This is a genomic window from Streptomyces sp. NPDC048248 (assembly GCF_043201875.1).
In the GTDB taxonomy this organism is placed as follows: domain Bacteria; phylum Actinomycetota; class Actinomycetes; order Streptomycetales; family Streptomycetaceae; genus Streptomyces.
Genome location: NZ_JBICZL010000002.1, coordinates 114292 through 132045 on the forward strand (window position 1 = coordinate 114292; position 17754 = coordinate 132045).

15 protein-coding genes are annotated in these 17754 nt (G+C 69.4%); 8 read left to right on the forward strand and 7 right to left on the reverse strand.

The window, feature by feature from the left end; translation table 11 throughout:
• Positions 1-85 precede the first annotated feature (85 nt).
• Positions 86-1375, reverse strand: coding sequence for an MFS transporter (locus tag ACGFZW_RS03760; protein ID WP_393891388.1), 1290 nt, complete (start codon positions 1373-1375; stop codon positions 86-88).
• A 413-nt stretch (positions 1376-1788) separates the two neighbouring features.
• Here ACGFZW_RS03760 and ACGFZW_RS03765 point away from each other — a divergent pair, with 413 nt between their 5' ends.
• The 3 genes from ACGFZW_RS03765 to ACGFZW_RS03775 all read left to right on the forward strand — a co-directional run bounded on the left by ACGFZW_RS03765 (position 1789) and on the right by ACGFZW_RS03775 (position 5560).
• Complete coding sequence (locus tag ACGFZW_RS03765; RefSeq protein WP_393891389.1) at positions 1789-2109, forward strand: L-rhamnose mutarotase; 321 nt, start codon at positions 1789-1791, stop codon at positions 2107-2109.
• Positions 2110-2276: 167 nt separating this feature from the next.
• Positions 2277-2993 carry a hypothetical protein gene (locus ACGFZW_RS03770; RefSeq protein ID WP_393891390.1) on the forward strand — a complete coding sequence of 239 codons (717 nt, stop codon included), beginning with the start codon at positions 2277-2279 and terminating at the stop codon, positions 2991-2993.
• Between the two features lie 377 nt (positions 2994-3370).
• Positions 3371-5560 (forward strand): FUSC family protein, encoded by a 2190-nt coding sequence (locus tag ACGFZW_RS03775; RefSeq protein ID WP_393891810.1) that lies wholly within the window; start codon positions 3371-3373, stop codon positions 5558-5560.
• Positions 5561-5615: 55 nt separating this feature from the next.
• Here the strand turns inward: ACGFZW_RS03775 and ACGFZW_RS03780 are convergent, their stop codons facing one another.
• The 3 genes from ACGFZW_RS03780 to ACGFZW_RS03790 form a co-directional block, all read right to left on the reverse strand.
• A complete protein-coding gene (locus ACGFZW_RS03780) occupies positions 5616-7820 on the reverse strand; it encodes a permease (protein ID WP_393891391.1) in 2205 nt (734 codons plus the stop codon).
• Positions 7817-8527: an ABC transporter ATP-binding protein gene (locus ACGFZW_RS03785; RefSeq protein WP_393891392.1), complete on the reverse strand. Its 711-nt coding sequence runs from the start codon at positions 8525-8527 to the stop codon at positions 7817-7819. The genes ACGFZW_RS03780 and ACGFZW_RS03785 overlap by 4 nt, the downstream gene beginning before the upstream one ends.
• A 115-nt stretch (positions 8528-8642) precedes the next feature.
• Positions 8643-8987 (reverse strand): hypothetical protein, encoded by a 345-nt coding sequence (locus ACGFZW_RS03790; protein WP_393891393.1) that lies wholly within the window; start codon positions 8985-8987, stop codon positions 8643-8645.
• Positions 8988-9293: 306 nt separating this feature from the next.
• Between ACGFZW_RS03790 and ACGFZW_RS03795 the strand changes: the two genes are divergently transcribed.
• From ACGFZW_RS03795 to ACGFZW_RS03810, 4 genes are all read left to right on the forward strand, one after another.
• Positions 9294-9692, forward strand: coding sequence for a hypothetical protein (locus ACGFZW_RS03795; RefSeq protein WP_393891394.1), 399 nt, complete (start codon positions 9294-9296; stop codon positions 9690-9692).
• A complete protein-coding gene (locus ACGFZW_RS03800) occupies positions 9689-12613 on the forward strand; it encodes an ABC transporter substrate-binding protein (protein WP_393891395.1) in 2925 nt (974 codons plus the stop codon). Before ACGFZW_RS03795 ends, ACGFZW_RS03800 begins: the two co-directional genes overlap by 4 nt.
• Positions 12614-12856: 243 nt before the next feature.
• A complete protein-coding gene (locus tag ACGFZW_RS03805; RefSeq protein WP_393891811.1) occupies positions 12857-13495 on the forward strand; it encodes a TNT domain-containing protein in 639 nt (212 codons plus the stop codon).
• Between the two features lie 7 nt (positions 13496-13502).
• Positions 13503-13736 carry a hypothetical protein gene (locus tag ACGFZW_RS03810; RefSeq protein WP_393891396.1) on the forward strand — a complete coding sequence of 78 codons (234 nt, stop codon included), beginning with the start codon at positions 13503-13505 and terminating at the stop codon, positions 13734-13736.
• Positions 13737-13791: 55 nt separating this feature from the next.
• On the opposite strand, the gene ACGFZW_RS03815 is transcribed toward ACGFZW_RS03810, so the two are convergent.
• The 3 genes from ACGFZW_RS03815 to ACGFZW_RS03825 form a co-directional block, all read right to left on the reverse strand.
• Positions 13792-14352, reverse strand: coding sequence for a TetR/AcrR family transcriptional regulator (locus ACGFZW_RS03815; protein WP_393891397.1), 561 nt, complete (start codon positions 14350-14352; stop codon positions 13792-13794).
• 70 nt (positions 14353-14422) lie between these two features.
• Complete coding sequence (locus ACGFZW_RS03820) at positions 14423-15814, reverse strand: amidase (protein ID WP_393891398.1); 1392 nt, start codon at positions 15812-15814, stop codon at positions 14423-14425.
• Positions 15801-16007 (reverse strand): hypothetical protein, encoded by a 207-nt coding sequence (locus ACGFZW_RS03825; protein ID WP_393891399.1) that lies wholly within the window; start codon positions 16005-16007, stop codon positions 15801-15803. The genes ACGFZW_RS03820 and ACGFZW_RS03825 overlap by 14 nt, the downstream gene beginning before the upstream one ends.
• A 193-nt stretch (positions 16008-16200) precedes the next feature.
• Between ACGFZW_RS03825 and ACGFZW_RS03830 the strand changes: the two genes are divergently transcribed.
• Positions 16201-17121 (forward strand): MBL fold metallo-hydrolase, encoded by a 921-nt coding sequence (locus ACGFZW_RS03830; RefSeq protein WP_393891400.1) that lies wholly within the window; start codon positions 16201-16203, stop codon positions 17119-17121.
• Positions 17122-17754: the final 633 nt, after the last annotated feature.

Consider the following 17754-nt stretch of genomic DNA (forward strand, 5'->3'; position numbering starts at 1 on the left):
CTGTGGTGACTCATCACTGCGATGAAACGATTCAATGTTGGACGCTAAAGGGCCTGCGCAGGGCCTGTCAACGGCCCCGCCCCCGTCAGGCCACGGCCCGCTCCGCCTCGAGCCGGTCGAGGGGCTTACCGGTGGTGTTCGGCATGAACATCCCGATCACACCGCACACGAACAGGCAGAAGGTGAGGAATCCGGCGACCGTCGTGATGCCGGTCTCGGCGAGGGTCGGCACGAAGAAGGACCAGATGCCGAGGAAGACCCGGGCGACCCCGAAGGAGATGCCCTGCGCCGTACCGCGCAGGGTGGTCGGGAAGAGCTCCTGGCTGACCGTCTTGTAGAAGCCCTCGCCCGCCATGGTCTGGCCGATGCCGAACAGAACGACATTGAAGATGATCGTCGAGATGGTGAACGGCAGGACGAGGAAGAGGCCGTACGCCGCTATCTGCATCACCGAACCGGTGATCCACATCGCCTTGCGGTACTTGTGCCCCTTGTCGGCAAGACGCATGTAGAGGGCGACGGTGCCGACGATGGCGAGCGCGAAACTCGCGCAGGACAGGAGCACGCTGGTGGCCTGGCTGCCCGCACCGAGGGTCTTGACCATGTACGGGGTGAAGATCCCGTTCGTGCCGGCCGCGAGGTTCCAGAACAGGTAGATGCCGCCGGTGTAGAGCAGGGCCCGCAGATTCGGCCCGCTCAGCAGGTCGCGGACCCGCGCCCTGGCCACCTTGCCGGACTGTGATGCGACCTTCCAGGCCACCGATTCCGTCATACCGCGGCGCAGCGCGTAGGTGACGAGAGCGACCAGGAACAGCTGGAGGAAGACCAGCCGGATGCCGAGCAGCCCCAGATCGGACAGCGCCCAGGCCAGCAGGAGGACGACCACCGGGCCGAGATTCCACGTCACCTGGGTGAGCCCCATCAGCTTGCCGCGCGCCTTGGCGGGCGAGAACTCACCGACGAGCGCCAGCGAGGTCGGGACGTCGGCACCGACCGCGAGGCCCACGATGAAGGTGCCCACGAACAGCATCAGCGGATTGACCGCGAAGGCGATGAGCAGCATCGCGCCCGCGTAGACGAGCAGGTCGTACTGGTAGATCCGCTTGCGCCCGAGTTTGTCGCCCAGCCGGCCGCCGATGAAGGCGCCGATGGCCGCGCCGACGGCGTTCGGACCGATGGCGGTCAGCGTGCCCACGGCATCGCTGGACAGGCCCATGCTGTCCTGGAAGAGCGACAGGCCCGAGCCGAGCGCGACGATCGAGCCGGCGTCCAGATAGGAAGCCATTCCGGCCAGGGCCGTCCACTTCCACTGTTGTTTGGTGACGGCACCGTCGCCGGCATCTGCCGTGGTGTCCTTGGTGGTCTCCACCGACATCACGGAGCCTCCTTCGTCCTTGCGGGGGCGGGGGGAGAGGCGGCCGGAGCGGGTCCGGCCGTCGGTACGAAGCACGTCGCCCCAGGTGGACCGAGGGCTCGACCGGCCGCGGCCGGCTGCCTCAGGGCTCCACGGAATCGCGACGCGCTGATTGAAACGACTCAAAGATGACCTCAGGTGGAGGTGGCCGTCAAGACATGTGGCCGTAACTTTTCCGCCGCGCGCACCACCTCGCGCACCACCGCCTGCTCCGAAGGACAGTCGGCGCACAACGGGACCCCCAGTCCGGGGATTGACGCCCGCTCCGCACCGCACGTAGCTTCCGGAGAATCCGATTGAAACAATTCAATCGGGTTCGCCACCCCGCACCCCACTCCCGGCACCCCGTGCGCGCCAAGAGAAGGAGCCGCCCCGTGCAGCGCGTCTGTTTCCTGTTGAAGGTCCGCCCCGGCCGGCTCGACGAATATCGCGAACGCCATGCGCAGGTCTGGCCGGAGATGCTGGCGGCGCTCTCCGGCGCCGGCTGGCGCAACTACTCCCTCTTCCTCCACGAAGGCGGCCTACTGGTCGGCTACTTGGAGACCGAGGACTTCGCGGCGTCACAGACCGCGATGGCCGCCACCGAGGTCAACGCCCGCTGGCAGGCCGACATGGCGGACTTCTTCGAGGAGTTGGACGGCCGGGGCCCCGACGAGGCGATGCGTCCGCTCACCGAGGTGTTCCACCTGCCCTGAGCGCGCGGCATCTCCCAGGACGTGTCCGATGGGTGCGTGGCTGATTCCCCTGCTCACACCCGTGTTAGTCAGTCGTTAGCGGGGCGGCAGCCCGGCGATAGCGACCCCGGCAAGAGTGGGTGACGTACCGAGCACCAACGACACCGACGGCCCCCGGGGGACCCGAAATGAGCTCCAGCACCACTGCCCGCACCGCTCGCCGCCGCACTCTGCGCATCGCCGTCGCGGCCCTGACCGCGGCCGCCGGTCTCACCCTGACCGCCTGCTCCGGCTCGGACGCCGCCGACGCGAAGTCCGCGGGCCACACGAGCACGAGCTCGCCCGCCGCCGAGTCCACCGCCTCGGGCCGCACCGAGGCGCAGAACTCCGATGCCAAGGCGAGCCCCGATGCCAAGACCGGCACCAAGCCGGGCGCTGCGGGCAAGCCGTCGGGCGGCACGCAGACCACCGGCGGCGGCAAGGCGTCATCCCCGGTCCGCACCCAGACCCTGGTGGACGGCAGCAAGGCCGAGATCCATGCCCTCGGCTCCCAGCGTTACCGCGCCAAGATCATCAGCGATGGCGCGGTCGTGGCCACGATGGAGACCACGGGGCAGGACGCCGATGCCGGGCTCGACGCCAACGGCATGTACGTCGTGCTCACGATGGGCGGCGAGATCCACTCCTGGATGGGCGGCGAGCACCAGGGACCGGGCACCTTCGAGCTCGCGGGCGGCTGGAAGGCCAAGGTCACGAAGATCGGCGAGCTGCAGTACCGCGCGCAGATCACCGGCTTCGAGGGCGTGGCCGCCACGCTGGAGACGAAGGGGCACGACGTCGGGGTCGACGCCAACGGCGTGTACATCGTGCTCAGCGCCGGCGGCGTGATAAGCGCCCACAAGTAAGTGTCCGCCCCACTGCGGCGGTGGAGCCACCTCCTGCGGGGCGGCTCCACCGCCGCAGTGACGCAAGCGTCGGACCGGCCCTGAGGGGCGAGGCCATGTGGGGCGCGCAGGAAGGCGCGGCTGACCGCTGGGCCGTGGCGGGGCATTCGCGTACGTCCGAGAAACGCACGACCCCGACCACCCTTCGCCTGACTTTCGATCACTCAGCGACCGGTCCCGACCAGCTGTTGTTCGGAGTTGTCGCCGTGCGATGCTGAGGCGTCCGTGGACCAGGTCGGGGATGAGGAGAGTTCAGCAGCGTGAGGGCAGTGACACGGCGGGTCCGAACCGGCACGTGGGATCGCTTCGTCGCGTCCGACCCCGGACTGCTGCGGCTGATGGCGGGACTGCGGACGGTTGCGGCGATCGCGCTCACCCTCGTCGTCCTCGCCCTGCTCGACACCGACGTCACCCACATGGTCGCCGGCGCCATGGCCGCGATGGTCTCCACCTTCGCGATCAAGGAGAAGCAGGTGAGCGGCCAGGCGATCACGCTCGCGCTCGGCCTTCCGGTCGCGCTCGCGGCGATGTCCCTGGCAGCGCTGCTGCACAGCCGGATCATCGCAGGTGACCTGTTCTTCGTCGCGCTGATCTTCGCCGCCGTCTACTCCCGCCGCTTCGGCGACCGCGGGACCGCCCTGGGCCTCATCGGCTTCCAGATCTACTTCGTCTCCCTCTTCGTGGGCGTGACGGTCTCCTCGCTGCCCGACCTCTGCGGGACCCTGGCCATCGCCTTCGCCGGCAGTGCGGTCGTGCGCTTCGCCGTCGTACCGGAGACCCCTCAACGCATCCTGCGCCGACTGCGTGACGCTTTCCGTGCACGGGTCGCGCAGCTGGTCGCCAGCCAGATCGAACTGCTCGACGCACCCCCGGAGCAGCTGGACAAGGTCCTCGACGACCTGCGGCGGCACACCGCCCGGTTGCACGAAGCGGCGCTGATGATCCAGGGCCGGCTGGAGGAGGGGACCCGTGACGCGGCAACCGCCGCGCTGCTGCAACGAAGGGTCGCGGACGCCGAGATCGCCACGGAGCGTCTGGGCGTGCTGCTGCTGAACGCCCGCAGCGCAGAGCGCGCGGACACCCTCACCCTCCATCTGCCGCATGCGCCCGTGCCGGCCACCGGAACCCTCATCACCACGCACGACGACGCGACCGTCACCCTGCGCCGGGACCTGAAGGCACTGCATCTGCTGGTGGCACGGCCGGCCTCGGACGACCGGGGCACCGCGGTCGCCCATGTGCGCAACCGGCTGCTCGGCTATCGCGACGAGGACAAGCTGCCGCCCGGCTCGACCGCCATCCAGGATGTCTTCCGCGGTATCGGTGAGGCCGCCCGCTCCGTGCTGGGCCTGCGTCTCGCGCTGGACGGGCCGCAGGACGAGTCCAACGACACCCCGGCGACGACCCGTTCACGTGAGGAGTTCGACGCCGAGGACGTCGCGATCGGCGCCGAGGAAGAGGCGGACGAGGACGACGACCGGAGGGGGTTGCAACGTCCCACCACCCGGGCCGCGTTCCAGGTCTCGGTGGGATCGGTGCTGGCCATCATCGGCGGTGAGTTCCTCTCCACCCAGCGCTGGTACTGGGCGGTGCTGACCTGCTGGGTGGTCTTCCTCAACACCGCGTCCACCGGCGAGATCCTGGTCAAGGGCTACCGGCGGCTGCTCGGCACGGTCGTCGGAGTGGTGGCCGGTGTCGGGCTGGCGGGGCTGGTCGGCAACCACACCTGGATCGCCTTCGCCCTCGTCCTGCTCTTCATCTTCGCGATGTTCTTCACCGCCCCGCTGTCGTACGCGCTCATGTCCTTCTTCGTCACGGCGATGCTGGGCCTGCTCTACACGCTGCTCAACACCTACAGCTTCTCGGTGCTGGTGCTGCGCATCGAGGAGACGGCGCTGGGCGCGGTCTGCGGCATCATCGCGGCGGTACTGGTGCTGCCTGTGCACACCGACCGTCGCACCGACGAGCTGCTGGGCACCGTGCTGGACCGGCTGGGCGACGTGGTCTCGGCGGCGGTGGAACAGCTCAGCGGCGGCCCGGCGTCCGACCTGCTGGGCAAGGCGCGTGACCTGGACACGGCGCTGGACGAGCTGCGCGCCTCCACGAAGCCGCTGACGCACCCGATCACTCCGCTGCGCGGCCGTCGGCGGACCGTCCGCTATCTGGTGGCGCTGCTGGAGACCTGCGCCTACCACGCGCGTTCCCTGGCGGCGACCGCCGAACTCGTACCGCACAGCAAGAACATCGCGGCCGACCCCCGCCTGGAGCGGGCCGGACTGCGCATCGCCCACAACATCGCGGTGATCGCCGCGTACGTCGAGGACGAGAAGACCGACGGCGAGGTCACCTCCGGCGCGAGCATCGCCTCGATGCTCAAGCAGGACGGTCCGGGCGCGCTGCCGTCGGGCACGGTCGCCTTCCGTGTCCTGCGGCACTTGCAGCGTCTCGACGAAGGAGTGGTCGGTCTCGCCAGGCCCCTCGACGTGCCCGTCGCCGACCGTGGCGAGAAGAAGGGCGTACGGGGCTGACGCTCAGGGGGGCGCGTCGATCCGAGGCGCCCCCTGCCGCCGTGGCAGCACGACGTCAGTTGGCTGCCGACCGACTCTGCCGCCCGGGTGAGCCCGCGGCCCGCCCGCCCAGAACTCCCATCAGCACCGCCAGCACGACGCATCCGCCGGCATCGGTGGCCAGCACGCCCCAGGGGACGCTTCCCCCCAGCAACACGGCGATGAAGAACATCGCATGCCAGACGGTGACAACGGCCGCGATGCCTGCCGAGATCAGCAGGGGGACGGTCAGGTGCCACAGTGCCGCCGGCCTGACGACATCCCGACGCCCGGTCAGGTCGGCCAACGGTCCGAGGGATTGTCGCGTCCTCACGAACTCCGCGGCCGCGCCCAGGCCGGCGGCCAGCAACAGGAGGGCCAGCCCCAGGGAACCGAAGAGGGCGAGCCAGTTGTTCAGCCGGGCGTTGGTCGCGGCGCCGACCAGCCATCCCTCGCCCAGGGTTTCGACGTTCACGCCGGGCAGCTGCGCATAGGCCGCTTCCTCCACCTGGTCGCGCAGGCCGGTGGTCTCGGTGATCACAAGGAGAGATCCGTGCAGCCTGTCGAGACGCAGCTCGGACGGAGCGACCTGGACGCGCAGGCTCGGGCCGTACCAGTGGCGGATCTCCGTCACCCGCCTGTCGCCTTCCGTCACCGCCTCCGGCGTGGTGGGACATCCGAGCCCCAGCGCCTTCAACGCACGGCAGGAGCCCTGGATCAAGGTTGCCTGCTGCTCGGAATCGGTGTTCAGGGCGACGAGCACGGCCCCCGGCGGGAGTGAGCGGAAGAGGTTCTCGATCCGCGGTGGCGTCAGGTCACGGCTCCGGACACTGATCACGCTGTCGCCGACGCTCGCGCGGGAGGCGCCTGCCGCGACCGCCCGCTCGCCGACACGGCTGTTCCACACCTGAAGCTGGCAGACGAGTCCCAGGCCGATCACCATGGCGAGGGCAGGACGGACCACTGCCCCCGGGTGGGCGATCGTCCAACGTCCTCCGATCAGTTGCCCCGGACTGCCGGTGCGCCGTCCGCGCGCTGCGACCTTCTCCCCCAGCCGGCGGACGGCCACGACGGCTGCGGAGGGCAGCAGCGCCCACATGACGAGCGTGCCACCGGCGAAGGTGATGAGGCCGGGCGTCCCGCTGAGGTACTGACTGAACGCGACGGTGGCCACGCCGACCCCGCACCCGATGAGCCGCCATCGCGGCACGCGTCCAGAGGACGACCGACCGCCTGCAGCGGCGCTCTTGCCTTCCCGGCGAGCGAGCAGGGCGACCACGCCCAGGGTGAAGGCGAAGGACAGCGCCGTCGCGGTGAGCAGCATCGGCCAAGCCGTACGCAGGTCACTGCTGTTCAGCAGATAGCCGGTGGGCGGAATCCTGACGTTCGTCGACAGCGCGGCGAGCATCGGGAGGAGCGCCAGAGCGGTTCCGGCCGCGGCAGGCAGAGCCGCCTCCCCCATGTTGAGGAGCACACGGTGCCGCCAGGTTGTCCCGCCGAGCTCCTGCGGCAGGTCGCCGCGGCGCGCACGCGAGCGAACGCGCGCCGCCACGACCAGCAGCGCGAGCGCCGGAAGACCCGTCAACACCCCCAGAGCGAGCAGCACTTGCCCGAGCGGCCGGGAGTTCAAGACCTCACCCATCGGGTAGCTCTGCCCGAATCCCCGCACCAGCCACCAGGACTCCCGCTCCCGGGCGTCAGGGGCTCGCGATGACCCGACGTACGCCAGACGCTCCGAGGGGGAGACGAGTCCGGAGGCGCCGATCGTGCCTGCGTAGCGGCCGTAGCGGCTCTTGATGCCGTCGCGCTGCCCGTCGCGGGCCAGTTCCGGGGACAGCATCACTTCCCCGGGGGCAGGCCAGCGGGTCAGCCCGGGCGGGGGGTGCGCACCGGCCTTCAGCTGATGGAGGTGGACGACGGTGTGCTGGACCTCGCCGACCGCGTCGAACCCCTCTCGCCACAGCGCGACGGCGTCCTGCTGCCGATCGGTGATCACCGGTCCGCGCGCCTGGTTCCGCGCCGCACGCCCGTCGTAGGTGGCGACGGCGGTAACGGACCCCAAGGCCACGAGGGCGACCGCGGCCGCGGCCGCGAACACCGCCCAGAACCTCAGCCGGTCCCCGGAGCTTCGGCGCCCGGCGGACGATCCGGCACGGAGCAGCCGCCACCACAGCCGTGCGCCGCGTGGCGCCTCCGGGGTGGCGCCCTCGGCCTTCGCTGCGCTCTCGGCGACGGCGCTCACGCGGCCACCCCTTCCGCGACGTCCGTGAGCTTCCCGGCGCGAAGCCGAAGCGTCCGGTCGGCTCGCGCCGCCACCGTCAGGTCGTGGGTGGCAACCAGCAGGGCACAGCCCCGCTCCCGGGCCACCGCGAACAGCAGGTCGGCCACGTCTTCTCGGGCTTCCGGGTCGAGCGCCCCGGTCGGCTCGTCCGCGAGGACGATGTCCGGGCCGCCGATGAGGGCCCGGGCGACGGCGACGCGCTGACGTGCGCCTTCGGAGAGCGCCCTGGTCGGCGTCCCCTCCCCCGGCGCACCCACCTCGGACAGCAGCTCCGCGGCGCGCCGGTACGCCGCGCGGTGATCGCCGCCCGTCAGCAATACGGGCAGGGCCACGTTCTCCACCGGCGTGAGTTCGGGCAGCAACTCATCGAACTGCGCGACCACACCCATACGTTGGACACGCAACTGTGCCAACTCACCCGCCCGCACCCCGGTCAGCTGCCGGCCGTCGACCCGGACCGTTCCGTTGTCCGGCCCGTCCAGACCGAGGACGCACCTCAGCAGCGTCGACTTCCCGCAGCCGCTCGGGCCGGTGACCGCCACCGACTCGCCCGGCCCGACCGCCAGATCGACACCGTCCAGCAGCACGCGTTCGCCCCGCCGATAGCGGAGAGCCTCCACCTGCAGGCCGGTCAACTCTCCGGCTGTCACCGTCGTTCGCCCCTTCATCCTCACCACGGGCCACCGGGCCCACCGTTACTCCGCTTCGGAAAATGAACCCGCCGGGCCGGCCGTCGAGCGGCCGACCCGGCGGTGAGACCCGGATCAGGTCTCAGGGTTGATCTCAGGGAGCGACCCAGCCGGAGCAGTCGTCCGCGGAACCGTAGTTCTCGTCGCAGGCCTGGAACTTGATGATCTTGGACCCGCCGCCGGAGTAGACGGTCGTACCGGGACCACTGTGGTTCCACAGGGTCCTCTTGGTGCCCGCGCTGGCTTGGCGGTAGTACTCCGCCTTGCCCGGGTCGCCGTCCTTGCTCTCGTCCTTGACGGCGATCTTGCCGGAGTCGCTCTGCGCCGGCGACCACGCGCTGACGCCTCCACCCTTGGCGGTGAGCGCGAACGCACTGGTGGTGGGCAGCACGAGACCGGCTGCGACGATCACCCCGGCGATGAGCTTGAGTCTGGACACTCAGTTTCCCCTCTTTGGTCATGTGGCTGAACATCAGCCGGTGTTGACGGATTTGATCGTTGATGAGAGTGCATTTCGGATCAAGAGAAATGGAACATATGTGCCCCAGGTCACAGAACTGACGTACGTGCCTCGATGGGTGTGACTCGTGGGGTGAGAGAGGCGGATGGTGCCGGAGCGGACCGGACGGATCGCTGGCCCACCAGCCTCATGACTCCCACCACTTTCCGGGATCAAGTGGTTAGGATTGGCATTCCTGTTGGGAGGCCCGCGCGGGGCCGCACACCCGAGGGAGGGGGCGCAAGGGTGCAGGTCCACATCGTCATGGAAGGTGAATGCGACGACCGGGCCCCGGCGTCGGCGGCCTCCCTGACATCCTTGTACCGCTGGCTGGTCCAGGACCCGGATGTGGCACAGCAGGCCGATGTCTCGCTGGAACCCGAGCGGGCCGTGGCGGGCGGGATGGGCGGCGCGTTCGAGGTGATCAACGCCGTGGTCGCCAACGGCATCGCCCTCGGCAGCCTGGCGGTCGCCTGCGCCACGTGGCGGGCAGCGCGCCCCACAGCTCCTGCCGTTCGGATCGAACGGGACGGAGTCACCGTCACCGTCGAGGACGCCTCCCCGGAGACGGTGCGCCGCATCGTCGACGCCCTTGGCGAGCCGCAGGCACCGGCCGGCGGAGCGGGGACGGACCAGCGGCAGTGACGGCGTTATCCGACCCGGCCGCGTCGCGGGCCCTGCTCATCGGCGTCCACCGCTACGACCGACTGGACGAACTGCCCGCAGTCGAGCGCAACCTGAGCGGGCTGAAGCGGGCCTTCATGGACGAGGCGCTGTGGGGGTTGCCGGAGGAACACTGCATCGAGCTGCCGCAACCGGAGAGCGCGCAGGCGGTGCTCGACACCCTCCACTCCGTCGCCTTGCAAACCACCGACACCCTGGTCGTCTACTACGCGGGCCATGGACTCACCGACCCGTACAGCGACGAGTTGTATCTGGCGCTGCCCGGTTCGGACCAGAGCCGCATGTACAGCGCACTGCCGTACGAGTGGGTGCGCCGGGCGATGCTCGATCCGCACATCAAGGCCCGGCGCAAGGTGGTGATACTGGACTGCTGCTACAGCGGACGGGCCCTGCTGGGCGGTATGAGCGGCGCCGATCAGGTCGCCGACCGCGCCCTCATCGAGGGGACCTGCCTGATGGCGGCCGCGGCGGAGACCCGCAAGGCCCTGTCCCCTCCTGGTGAGGAGTTCACCGCCTTCACGGGCGAACTGATCACGGTCCTGAGCGAGGGCATCGTCGACGGCCCGCCCCTGCTGGACATGCACACACTGTTCCGGCACCTGCACACCACTCTGGCGGCCAAGAGCAGGCCGATTCCGCAGCAACGCAACCGCAACACCGGCGGGTTGATCGCGCTCGCCCGCAACCGCTTGTACGCCCCCGTGGTTCCGGACCCGGTGCCCCCCAAGGCGCCGGCCGCTCCCCCGCCACCCCCGCCCGAGCCGCCGACCACGGAGGTGGAGGAGCGCGCGGAAGCCGAGGAGCGCGCGCGAGCAAAAGAGCGCGCGGAAGCGGAGGTGCGCGCTGAGGCTGAGGAACCCGCTGTGGCGGAGAAGCGCGCGGAGACCGACGAGGCCGCAGGGGTGGAGGAGCACGCCAAGACCGATGCGTCAGCGGGGGCAGAGGAGCACACCAAGACCGACGAGCCCGCGGAAACCGGCGAGGCCGCCGACCCCCGGCCGATCGAGCCCCACCCAGCGCCACCCCACCAGGACGGTCCACAGAGGGCCACCATCAACCCCACCACCGTCTCGCCCACCCGACCCACGCGAAACGGCTCCCCGCGTCTCAAGATCGGTGTTGCCTCGCTGGCGGTACTCCTGGCCGCAGGCATCCCCGCCGTCATCAGCTGGCTTCCGGACGGGCCCGACAATCCCGGCGGCGGCCCGGAGGCCGCATACAACGCCGCGATCAAAAATGTCGTCAACACATCGACTGCCGAAGGCAACACGCTCAACTTCGTCGGCAGCGATGCCGACTCCTGGGATCCGCAGCGCAGCTACTACGGCTTTGTCTGGAACTTCGCCCGCTACTACACCCGCCAACTCGTCACGTACGCCCCAAAGCCGGCCGCCGCGGGCACCGAACTGAAACCGGATCTGGCCACCACCAGGGCCAAGATCTCCAACGGCCGCAAGACGTACACGTACACCCTGCGCAAAGGGATCGCCTGGGAGGACGGCTCCCCCATCACGGCCCAGGACATCAAGTACGGAATCGAGCGGATCTGGGCTCAGGACGTCGTTTCCGGAGGACCGACCTACCTCCGGGAGGCCCTCGACCCGGACCGCACCTACGAAGGCCCGTACAAGGACGAGTCCGCGGACAAGCTGGGTCTGAAGGCAATCGAAACGCCCGACCGCCGGACCATCAAGTTTCACCTGCCGAAGCCGAACGACGAATTCGAGCAGTTGCTGGCCATGCCCGCAGCGTCCCCCGTGAAGCAGAAAGCGGACACCAAGACCAAGTACGGCCTTGACCCGTTTTCCAGCGGCCCGTACACCTTCCATTCCTACTCACCGAACGAGTCTCTGGAACTGGTACGCAACAAGCATTGGAAGAAGCCGTCCGACACGATCCGCTCCGCCCTGCCGGACAAGATCACGGTCACCTTCTCCCCCAATCAGGAGGCCAACGAAAAAGCCCTGACCACCGGCAAGTACGACCTGATGCTCGGTGGGCGGGGCCTGAGTGCTCAGGCCAAGGCAAAAGCACTCCAGAGCTCCGACCTCAAGAAGAACCTCGACAATCCCCTTACCGGCAGCGTGCGCTACGCCGCCTTTCCGCAGACGGTCGCGCCGATGAACGACCTCAGTTGCCGCATGGCGGTCTTCTACGCCGCAGACCGCCGCTCGCTGCAGACCGCGCTCGGAGGGCCGACGGCCGGGGACATCGCCCCCACCATGCTCCCCCAGTACCTGAAGGGCTCGGACCTCACGTACGACCCGTACGGCGTGCGGAGGAACGACGGCCGGCCGGATTTGGGCATGGCCAGAACCGCATTGAAGAAGTGCGGGCGACGGAACGGCTTCACCACGAAGATGGCCGTGCGCAACACCGTGCCGGAGGTGGAAGCCGCCACCTCGCTCGCGGCGTCACTGAAAAGGGTCGGCATCAAGGCTGAAATCGATCGGATCGATCGTGAAGACCTCCCCGAAGCCACCGCGCCACTTTCCGTGAAGAAGGCGGGGTACGGCATCGTCCTCGGGAACTGGAAGGCCGACTTCCCCACCGCGCAGGCATTCTGGCGACCACTGGTCGACAGCAGGTTCATCCTCTCCAGCGGCAATTACAACGTCACCGAGGTAGACGCCCCTGCCATCGACAAGGCCCTCGATGAGGCCATCGGCTCCACAGGCTCGGCCGGGGCATCCGGCGTCGACCCGGACAAGGCCGGTACCTTCTACGACCGGATCAACCGAGCGGTCGCGGAGGGCGCCTACTACCTCCCCCTTCTTCACGAAAAGGTGGTCAACTGGCGGAGCCCGCGGCTGACCAATGTCTACACGTCCGACGCCTACGGCGACTACGACTTCGCCTCGCTGGGCGTCAAGGGCAAGTAGCCCCGGCCTGCCGCGGAAAGAGAGCCGTACCGGAAAAGCCCGGCCATCGCTTCCTGGTGGCCTGAACACGCAGGCATCTTTCACCCGTTACGGTACTTCACGCGCACGCACCGTACTGAGCCCATTACCTTGCGCACGTGGCTGCCTGCTCAGGTATGCCATCGATCATTCAGAGCGCAAGGAGACTCCTGAGTGAAGCGAACCCGCACCTTCCGCACGGTACTTGCCGCCCTTGGTGTCGCCATGACCATGGCAGCTGCCCCGACCGCGACCGCCGCCCCGCAGGAGCAGGACCGGGGCCGCCCGTCCGCCGCGGCACCGCCCGCACCCTGCACCGGGGAGTACCACGGAGAGGCCCGTTTGGGGCCGAAGGCGCTGCCGGAGAAGTGGCACGCACCGGTGGGCCCGCTCCTGAACGGGTGGAAGCGGACCGGAAAGTTGTCGCCCTCGGCCTTCCTGTCGAAGTACTGGCAGGGCCCCGCGGAGAGCGGAAGCTGGAAGTACCCGCCCAACGACGGGTTCGCCGAGGTCAACGGTGAGATCGACAAGGAGCCCACGAAGCTCCGCACGGGCCTGCGCCTCGACCGTTTCGGATCGGAATACGGCTCGTATCTGGCCCCGGCCGGCGACCGCTACGCCGAGCGGGCGCTCCCCCCGCAGAATCTCAACACGCGCGATGCGGCGGCGCCGTGCGACTACCACGTCTACAAGGTCATCAAGCCGTTCTGGGTGTGGGAGGGCAGCATCGCGCCGTGGTTCGAGCAGCCCGGCGGAGGGCGGCAGATCAAGCTCGACCCGGTCTTCCTCGACCCGAGCGAAGGGCAGCGGCTGAATGTGAAGTGGCTGCTGGAGCATGACTACCTCGCCCCGGTAGAGCCGTAGTACGCCGATGGACCGCCACGATCTGCGCGCCGCCCTGCGTGCGGCGGGTGTGGCCGACGGCTACTACCGCATCGAGGGGGTCCATGAACCCGGCCCCACGCCCCCCGATTTCCTGTTCCTGCGAAGAACAGGGGACGGGGCGTGGGAGACCGGGGCCTACGAACGCGGCGCGTACCGCACCATCTCGCGCCACCCGAGCGAAGAGGCGGCGTGCGCGCACCTGTGGCAGCTGCTGATGTGACCGCCACGGAGACAGCGGCACCGACGTCGGTGGAAGCGGCGCCTGCGCGCGCTCGTCAGGGCCCGGCGAGGGCGTTCGTGACGAGCTCGCGTGCATAATCGGCGTCCCATGGACCCGGACGGAAGAGGATGCGGTACATCATCGGCGCCACGACGCGGTCGATCACCCGCTCCGTGTCGGGCACCGGCTCCCCTCGCCGCACCGCACGGTTCAGCACTGCGTCGATCTGCTCCGCGGCGTAGGCCGAGCACTGACCGGCGTTGCTGCCGTCCGGGTCGCCGAGGAGCGCGTCCCTGATGTACGCGCGCCCGGGCGGAGAGGCCATTTCGTCTAGGAACTGCTCCGCCCATGCGTCGAGGTCGGCCCGCAGGCTCCCGAGGTCGGCCGGATCCGTCTCGGGGCGCAGCCGTTCGACAGCGACGTCGGACAGGAGTTCCTGCAGATCGCCCCAGCGGCGGTAGATCGTGGACGGTGTCACACCGGCCCGAGCCGCCACTATCGGGACGGTCAGCGCATCGCGGCCCGCCTCGCCCACGAGTTCACGCACCGCTGCATGGACGGACTCCTGCACGCGTGCACTGCGCCCGCCGGGGCGGGTCATGGGCTTGGGGCTCATGCATTCCACCTTAATGCGAATCCGTTGCTTCTAGCCGCCCCTCCTTCCCCAGGGCGTACCGACTCGGCTCTCAGACCGCGATGGGGGCGAGTCGCCCCGCGTCGGTGGCTGCCTCCTCAAAGGCGCGTCCGACCCGCAGGACCGTCGCGTCCCGGAAGGCACCAGCCATCAGCTGCATACCGATCGGCAGGCCGGCGTGATCGTGACCGACCGGCAGGGTGAGGGCCGGTACGCCGGTGATGTTGGCCGGGGCGGAGAGACGTACATAGCTGTCGGCCACCGATTCCGTGGTGCCGTCCGCCCATTCCACTGTCTCCTGGCCGGACTCGACGGCCGTCATCGGGACGGTCGGGCCGGCCAGGACATCGATTCCGTCGAACATGCGGGCCCAGGCGTCGCGCATCATCGTGCGGGCACGCTGGGCGCGAAGGTAGTCACCTGCCGACGTGAGTTCGCCGGCCTCCAGCAGGACGCGGACGTCCGGTGCGTACAGCTCGGCCGAGGCCCTCAGCGACCGCTCGTGGTAGGCGGTGGCCTCGGGAACCATCAGCCCCCACTGGGTGGCCTGGATGTAGCGCGTCATCGGGATCTCGACGTCGACGAGCTCCGCCCCGAGCTGCGCCAGCCGCTCGATCCCCCGGCGTACGGCCTCCTCGACCTCGGGCGACACCCGGTCGAAGTAGTGGTTGCGGGGTACGCCGACCCTCAGCCCCCGCAGGTCACCTCGCTGGGAGAAGTCCGCCGTCGGGCCGGCCACGCTCGCCGGGTCGCGCGGGTCGTGACCAGCCGTCGCGGACAGCACGAGAGCGGCGTCCTGGACGGTACGGGTGAGGGGGCCGACGTGGTCCAGGGACCAGGACAGCGAGGTCACACCGGAACGTGACACGAGGCCGTAGGTCGGCTTCAGACCCACCACCCCGTTCAGTGCCGCGGGAACGCGGATGGAACCGCCCGTGTCCGTTCCCATGGCGAACGTCGCCTCCCCTGCGGCGACGGCCACCGCGGAGCCGCCGCTCGACCCTCCGGCGACGCGGCCGTGGTCCCAGGCGTTGTGCGTCTGTGGAGTGGTCAGGCCGTAGGCGAACTCGTGCGTGTGTGTCTTGCCGAGGAGGACGGCTCCGGCGGCGTCGAGTCGCGCCGCCACATGGCTGTCGCGATCCGCGACATGCCCTTCCCGGACGGATGAGCTCGCCGTGGTGGCCATTCCTTCGACGTCGATGAGGTCCTTGAGCCCCATGGGGATTCCGTGCAGCGGTCCGCGCGGTCCGCCGCCCGCGACCTCCCGTTCCGCTCGGACCGCCGCGGCCAGGGCAGCCTCCGCGGCGATGGTGACGTAGGCGCCGAGTCGTCCTTCGACCGCGTGGATGCGGTCCAGTACGGATTCGGTGAGTTCGACGGGGGACAGCTCCCGTGCGTGCACCGCGCGGGCGGCATCGCTGAGGGACAGCTCAAAGGGTTGCATCGACGTTCTCCCCTCCGGCCCGGTAGGAGGCTGCGGGAGGTGTGTCGCCGAAGTCGAGTTCGCGCAGCGTGGCGATGACGGAGTGGATGTGGTTGGCGGTCGCGGCCACCCCTTCGTGGCGGTCGCCCGCAAGGGGGAGCCCCGCCCGCAGCGCCCCTCGGGCCGCTTCCTGGGGAGTGAGTTCGCTGTTCATACGTGTCCTTCCGGCTCCGTGCGGCGCGGCGAGCCGGGACTGACCCAAGGCCCGGGAGCGCCTAAAAGCGAATGGTTTGCTTTAGCTGACGGTAGGGCCTACGGTCGACTAAAGCAAACACATTGCTTTTAGGTCGGGAGCCGTCCCGCATCCCACAACAGGCCACCACCCACAACAGACAAGGAAACCCGCCATGTTCGCAACCTCGCAGCCCGGCTCTTCGACCACACCTGGGGCCCCTGCGTGGGCCGTGGGCGCGCACACCGTTCGACGAATCGACGAGATCCCCCTGCCCGCACAGACCGGCACCTGGCTACTCCCCGGGGCGACTCCCGACATGGTGACCCGGACCCCTTGGCTCCGCCCCGACTTCGCCGACGAACAGGGCATCCTGCGCCTGGCGAGCCACAGCTTCGCCATCGAGGCGGACGGCATGCGCATACTGGTCGACACGGGCATCGGAAACGGCAAGCGGCGCACCAACCCCGCCTGGCACAACCTGAACAGTGACTACGACGCGCGACTGTGCGCGGCGGGGTTCGCACCGGAGAGCGTGGACCTCGTCATCCTGACCCATCTCCACACCGACCACGTGGGCTGGAACACCCGGGCCGAAGGCGGCAATTGGGTACCCACCTTCCCCAACGCCCGCTATCTCACCACTCGCACCGAGTGGGACCACTGGGCCGGCGTCGAGATGGAGGAGGCACGGCAGCAGATGTTCCGGGACTCGGTACACCCCGTCCGGGACGCGGGCCTCCTGGACCTCCTGGATGTCGCGGCCGAAGGCACGCGTATCGCGCCGGGCATACGCCTGCTCCCCACCCCCGGCCATACGCCCGGGCAGGTGGCGGTCGAGCTGAGCAGCGAGGGCGAGAGCGCGCTCGTCACCGGCGACAGCATCCACCACCCGGTCCAGATGGCGCACCCCGCGGTCTGCAGCTGCGTGGACATCGCACCCGAACTCGCCACCAGGACCCGCAACCAGCTCCTCGATTCGCTCGCCGGCACGCCCACCCTCCTGTTCGGCACCCACTTCCCACCGCCGACCGCCGGACACGTGCGACACGAGGGGGGCGCGTACCGGCTGGTGCCGGCCGCTCCGGGGGTATGACCGTCAGCAGCTGAATCGGTGCGAGGTCGACGACGGCCCCGCCGAGGCCGGCCAACAGGCAGCGAGACGCCTCATTGCCCCTTCACCGTGCGGCAACGGCCGGAGCGGCTCCCGAGACCGGCGAGCGACCCACCGAGCCCTGACCCAGAAAGCTCAACCGCACCGTACGGTCCGCCTTGTCGACGTTCGTGTCGCCCAACCTCCTACAGGACAACCCAGGCTGACCACGTTGCGAACGTGCACCCAACGCCGGTGCGGCGGCCATCTCCTGAGCCCTCGGCGGACCTCGACCTTGCCCGCGCGGTCGGAGTGGCGGACACCCTGCCGAAGGGGGCGGACTCTCTCAGCTCGGGGTGCCCTGAATCGACTTGGCGAGGGCGACGCTATTCCAAGCTGCGGTTGCCGTCCGCGAGCCCGGAGCCCGCCCCTGGCGTGAAGATCATCCCGCAGGCGACGATCCTCATCCGCTCCGCGTGCGTGGTGCACCGCACTGAACTGTCAAGCTGCCGGCCCTGCGGCTCCGCTTCGGGGTCGGCAGCAGCCAGGAGGGCGGCCCAGCAGGACCGACGAGTTGGCTCCACTCGCTCGAACTCCACTCCGGTCAGGGCCAGTTCCATCCGCGCCCGACGAGTT

Bases quoted from the DNA above. Each gene is read 5' to 3' on its own strand.
- ACGFZW_RS03760 (WP_393891388.1), bottom strand. From the start codon at position 1,375: ATGTCGGTGGAGACCACCAAGGACACCACGGCAGATGCCGGCGACGGT.
- ACGFZW_RS03810 (WP_393891396.1), top strand. From the start codon at position 13,503: ATGGACCGCCACGATCTGCGCGCCGCCCTGCGTGCGGCGGGTGTGGCC.
- ACGFZW_RS03830 (WP_393891400.1), top strand. From the start codon at position 16,201: ATGTTCGCAACCTCGCAGCCCGGCTCTTCGACCACACCTGGGGCCCCT.
- ACGFZW_RS03825 (WP_393891399.1), bottom strand. From the start codon at position 16,007: ATGAACAGCGAACTCACTCCCCAGGAAGCGGCCCGAGGGGCGCTGCGG.
- ACGFZW_RS03805 (WP_393891811.1), top strand. From the start codon at position 12,857: ATGACCATGGCAGCTGCCCCGACCGCGACCGCCGCCCCGCAGGAGCAG.
- ACGFZW_RS03785 (WP_393891392.1), bottom strand. From the start codon at position 8,527: ATGAAGGGGCGAACGACGGTGACAGCCGGAGAGTTGACCGGCCTGCAG.
- ACGFZW_RS03815 (WP_393891397.1), bottom strand. From the start codon at position 14,352: ATGAGCCCCAAGCCCATGACCCGCCCCGGCGGGCGCAGTGCACGCGTG.
- ACGFZW_RS03775 (WP_393891810.1), top strand. From the start codon at position 3,371: ATGGCGGGACTGCGGACGGTTGCGGCGATCGCGCTCACCCTCGTCGTC.
- ACGFZW_RS03770 (WP_393891390.1), top strand. From the start codon at position 2,277: ATGAGCTCCAGCACCACTGCCCGCACCGCTCGCCGCCGCACTCTGCGC.
- ACGFZW_RS03820 (WP_393891398.1), bottom strand. From the start codon at position 15,814: ATGCAACCCTTTGAGCTGTCCCTCAGCGATGCCGCCCGCGCGGTGCAC.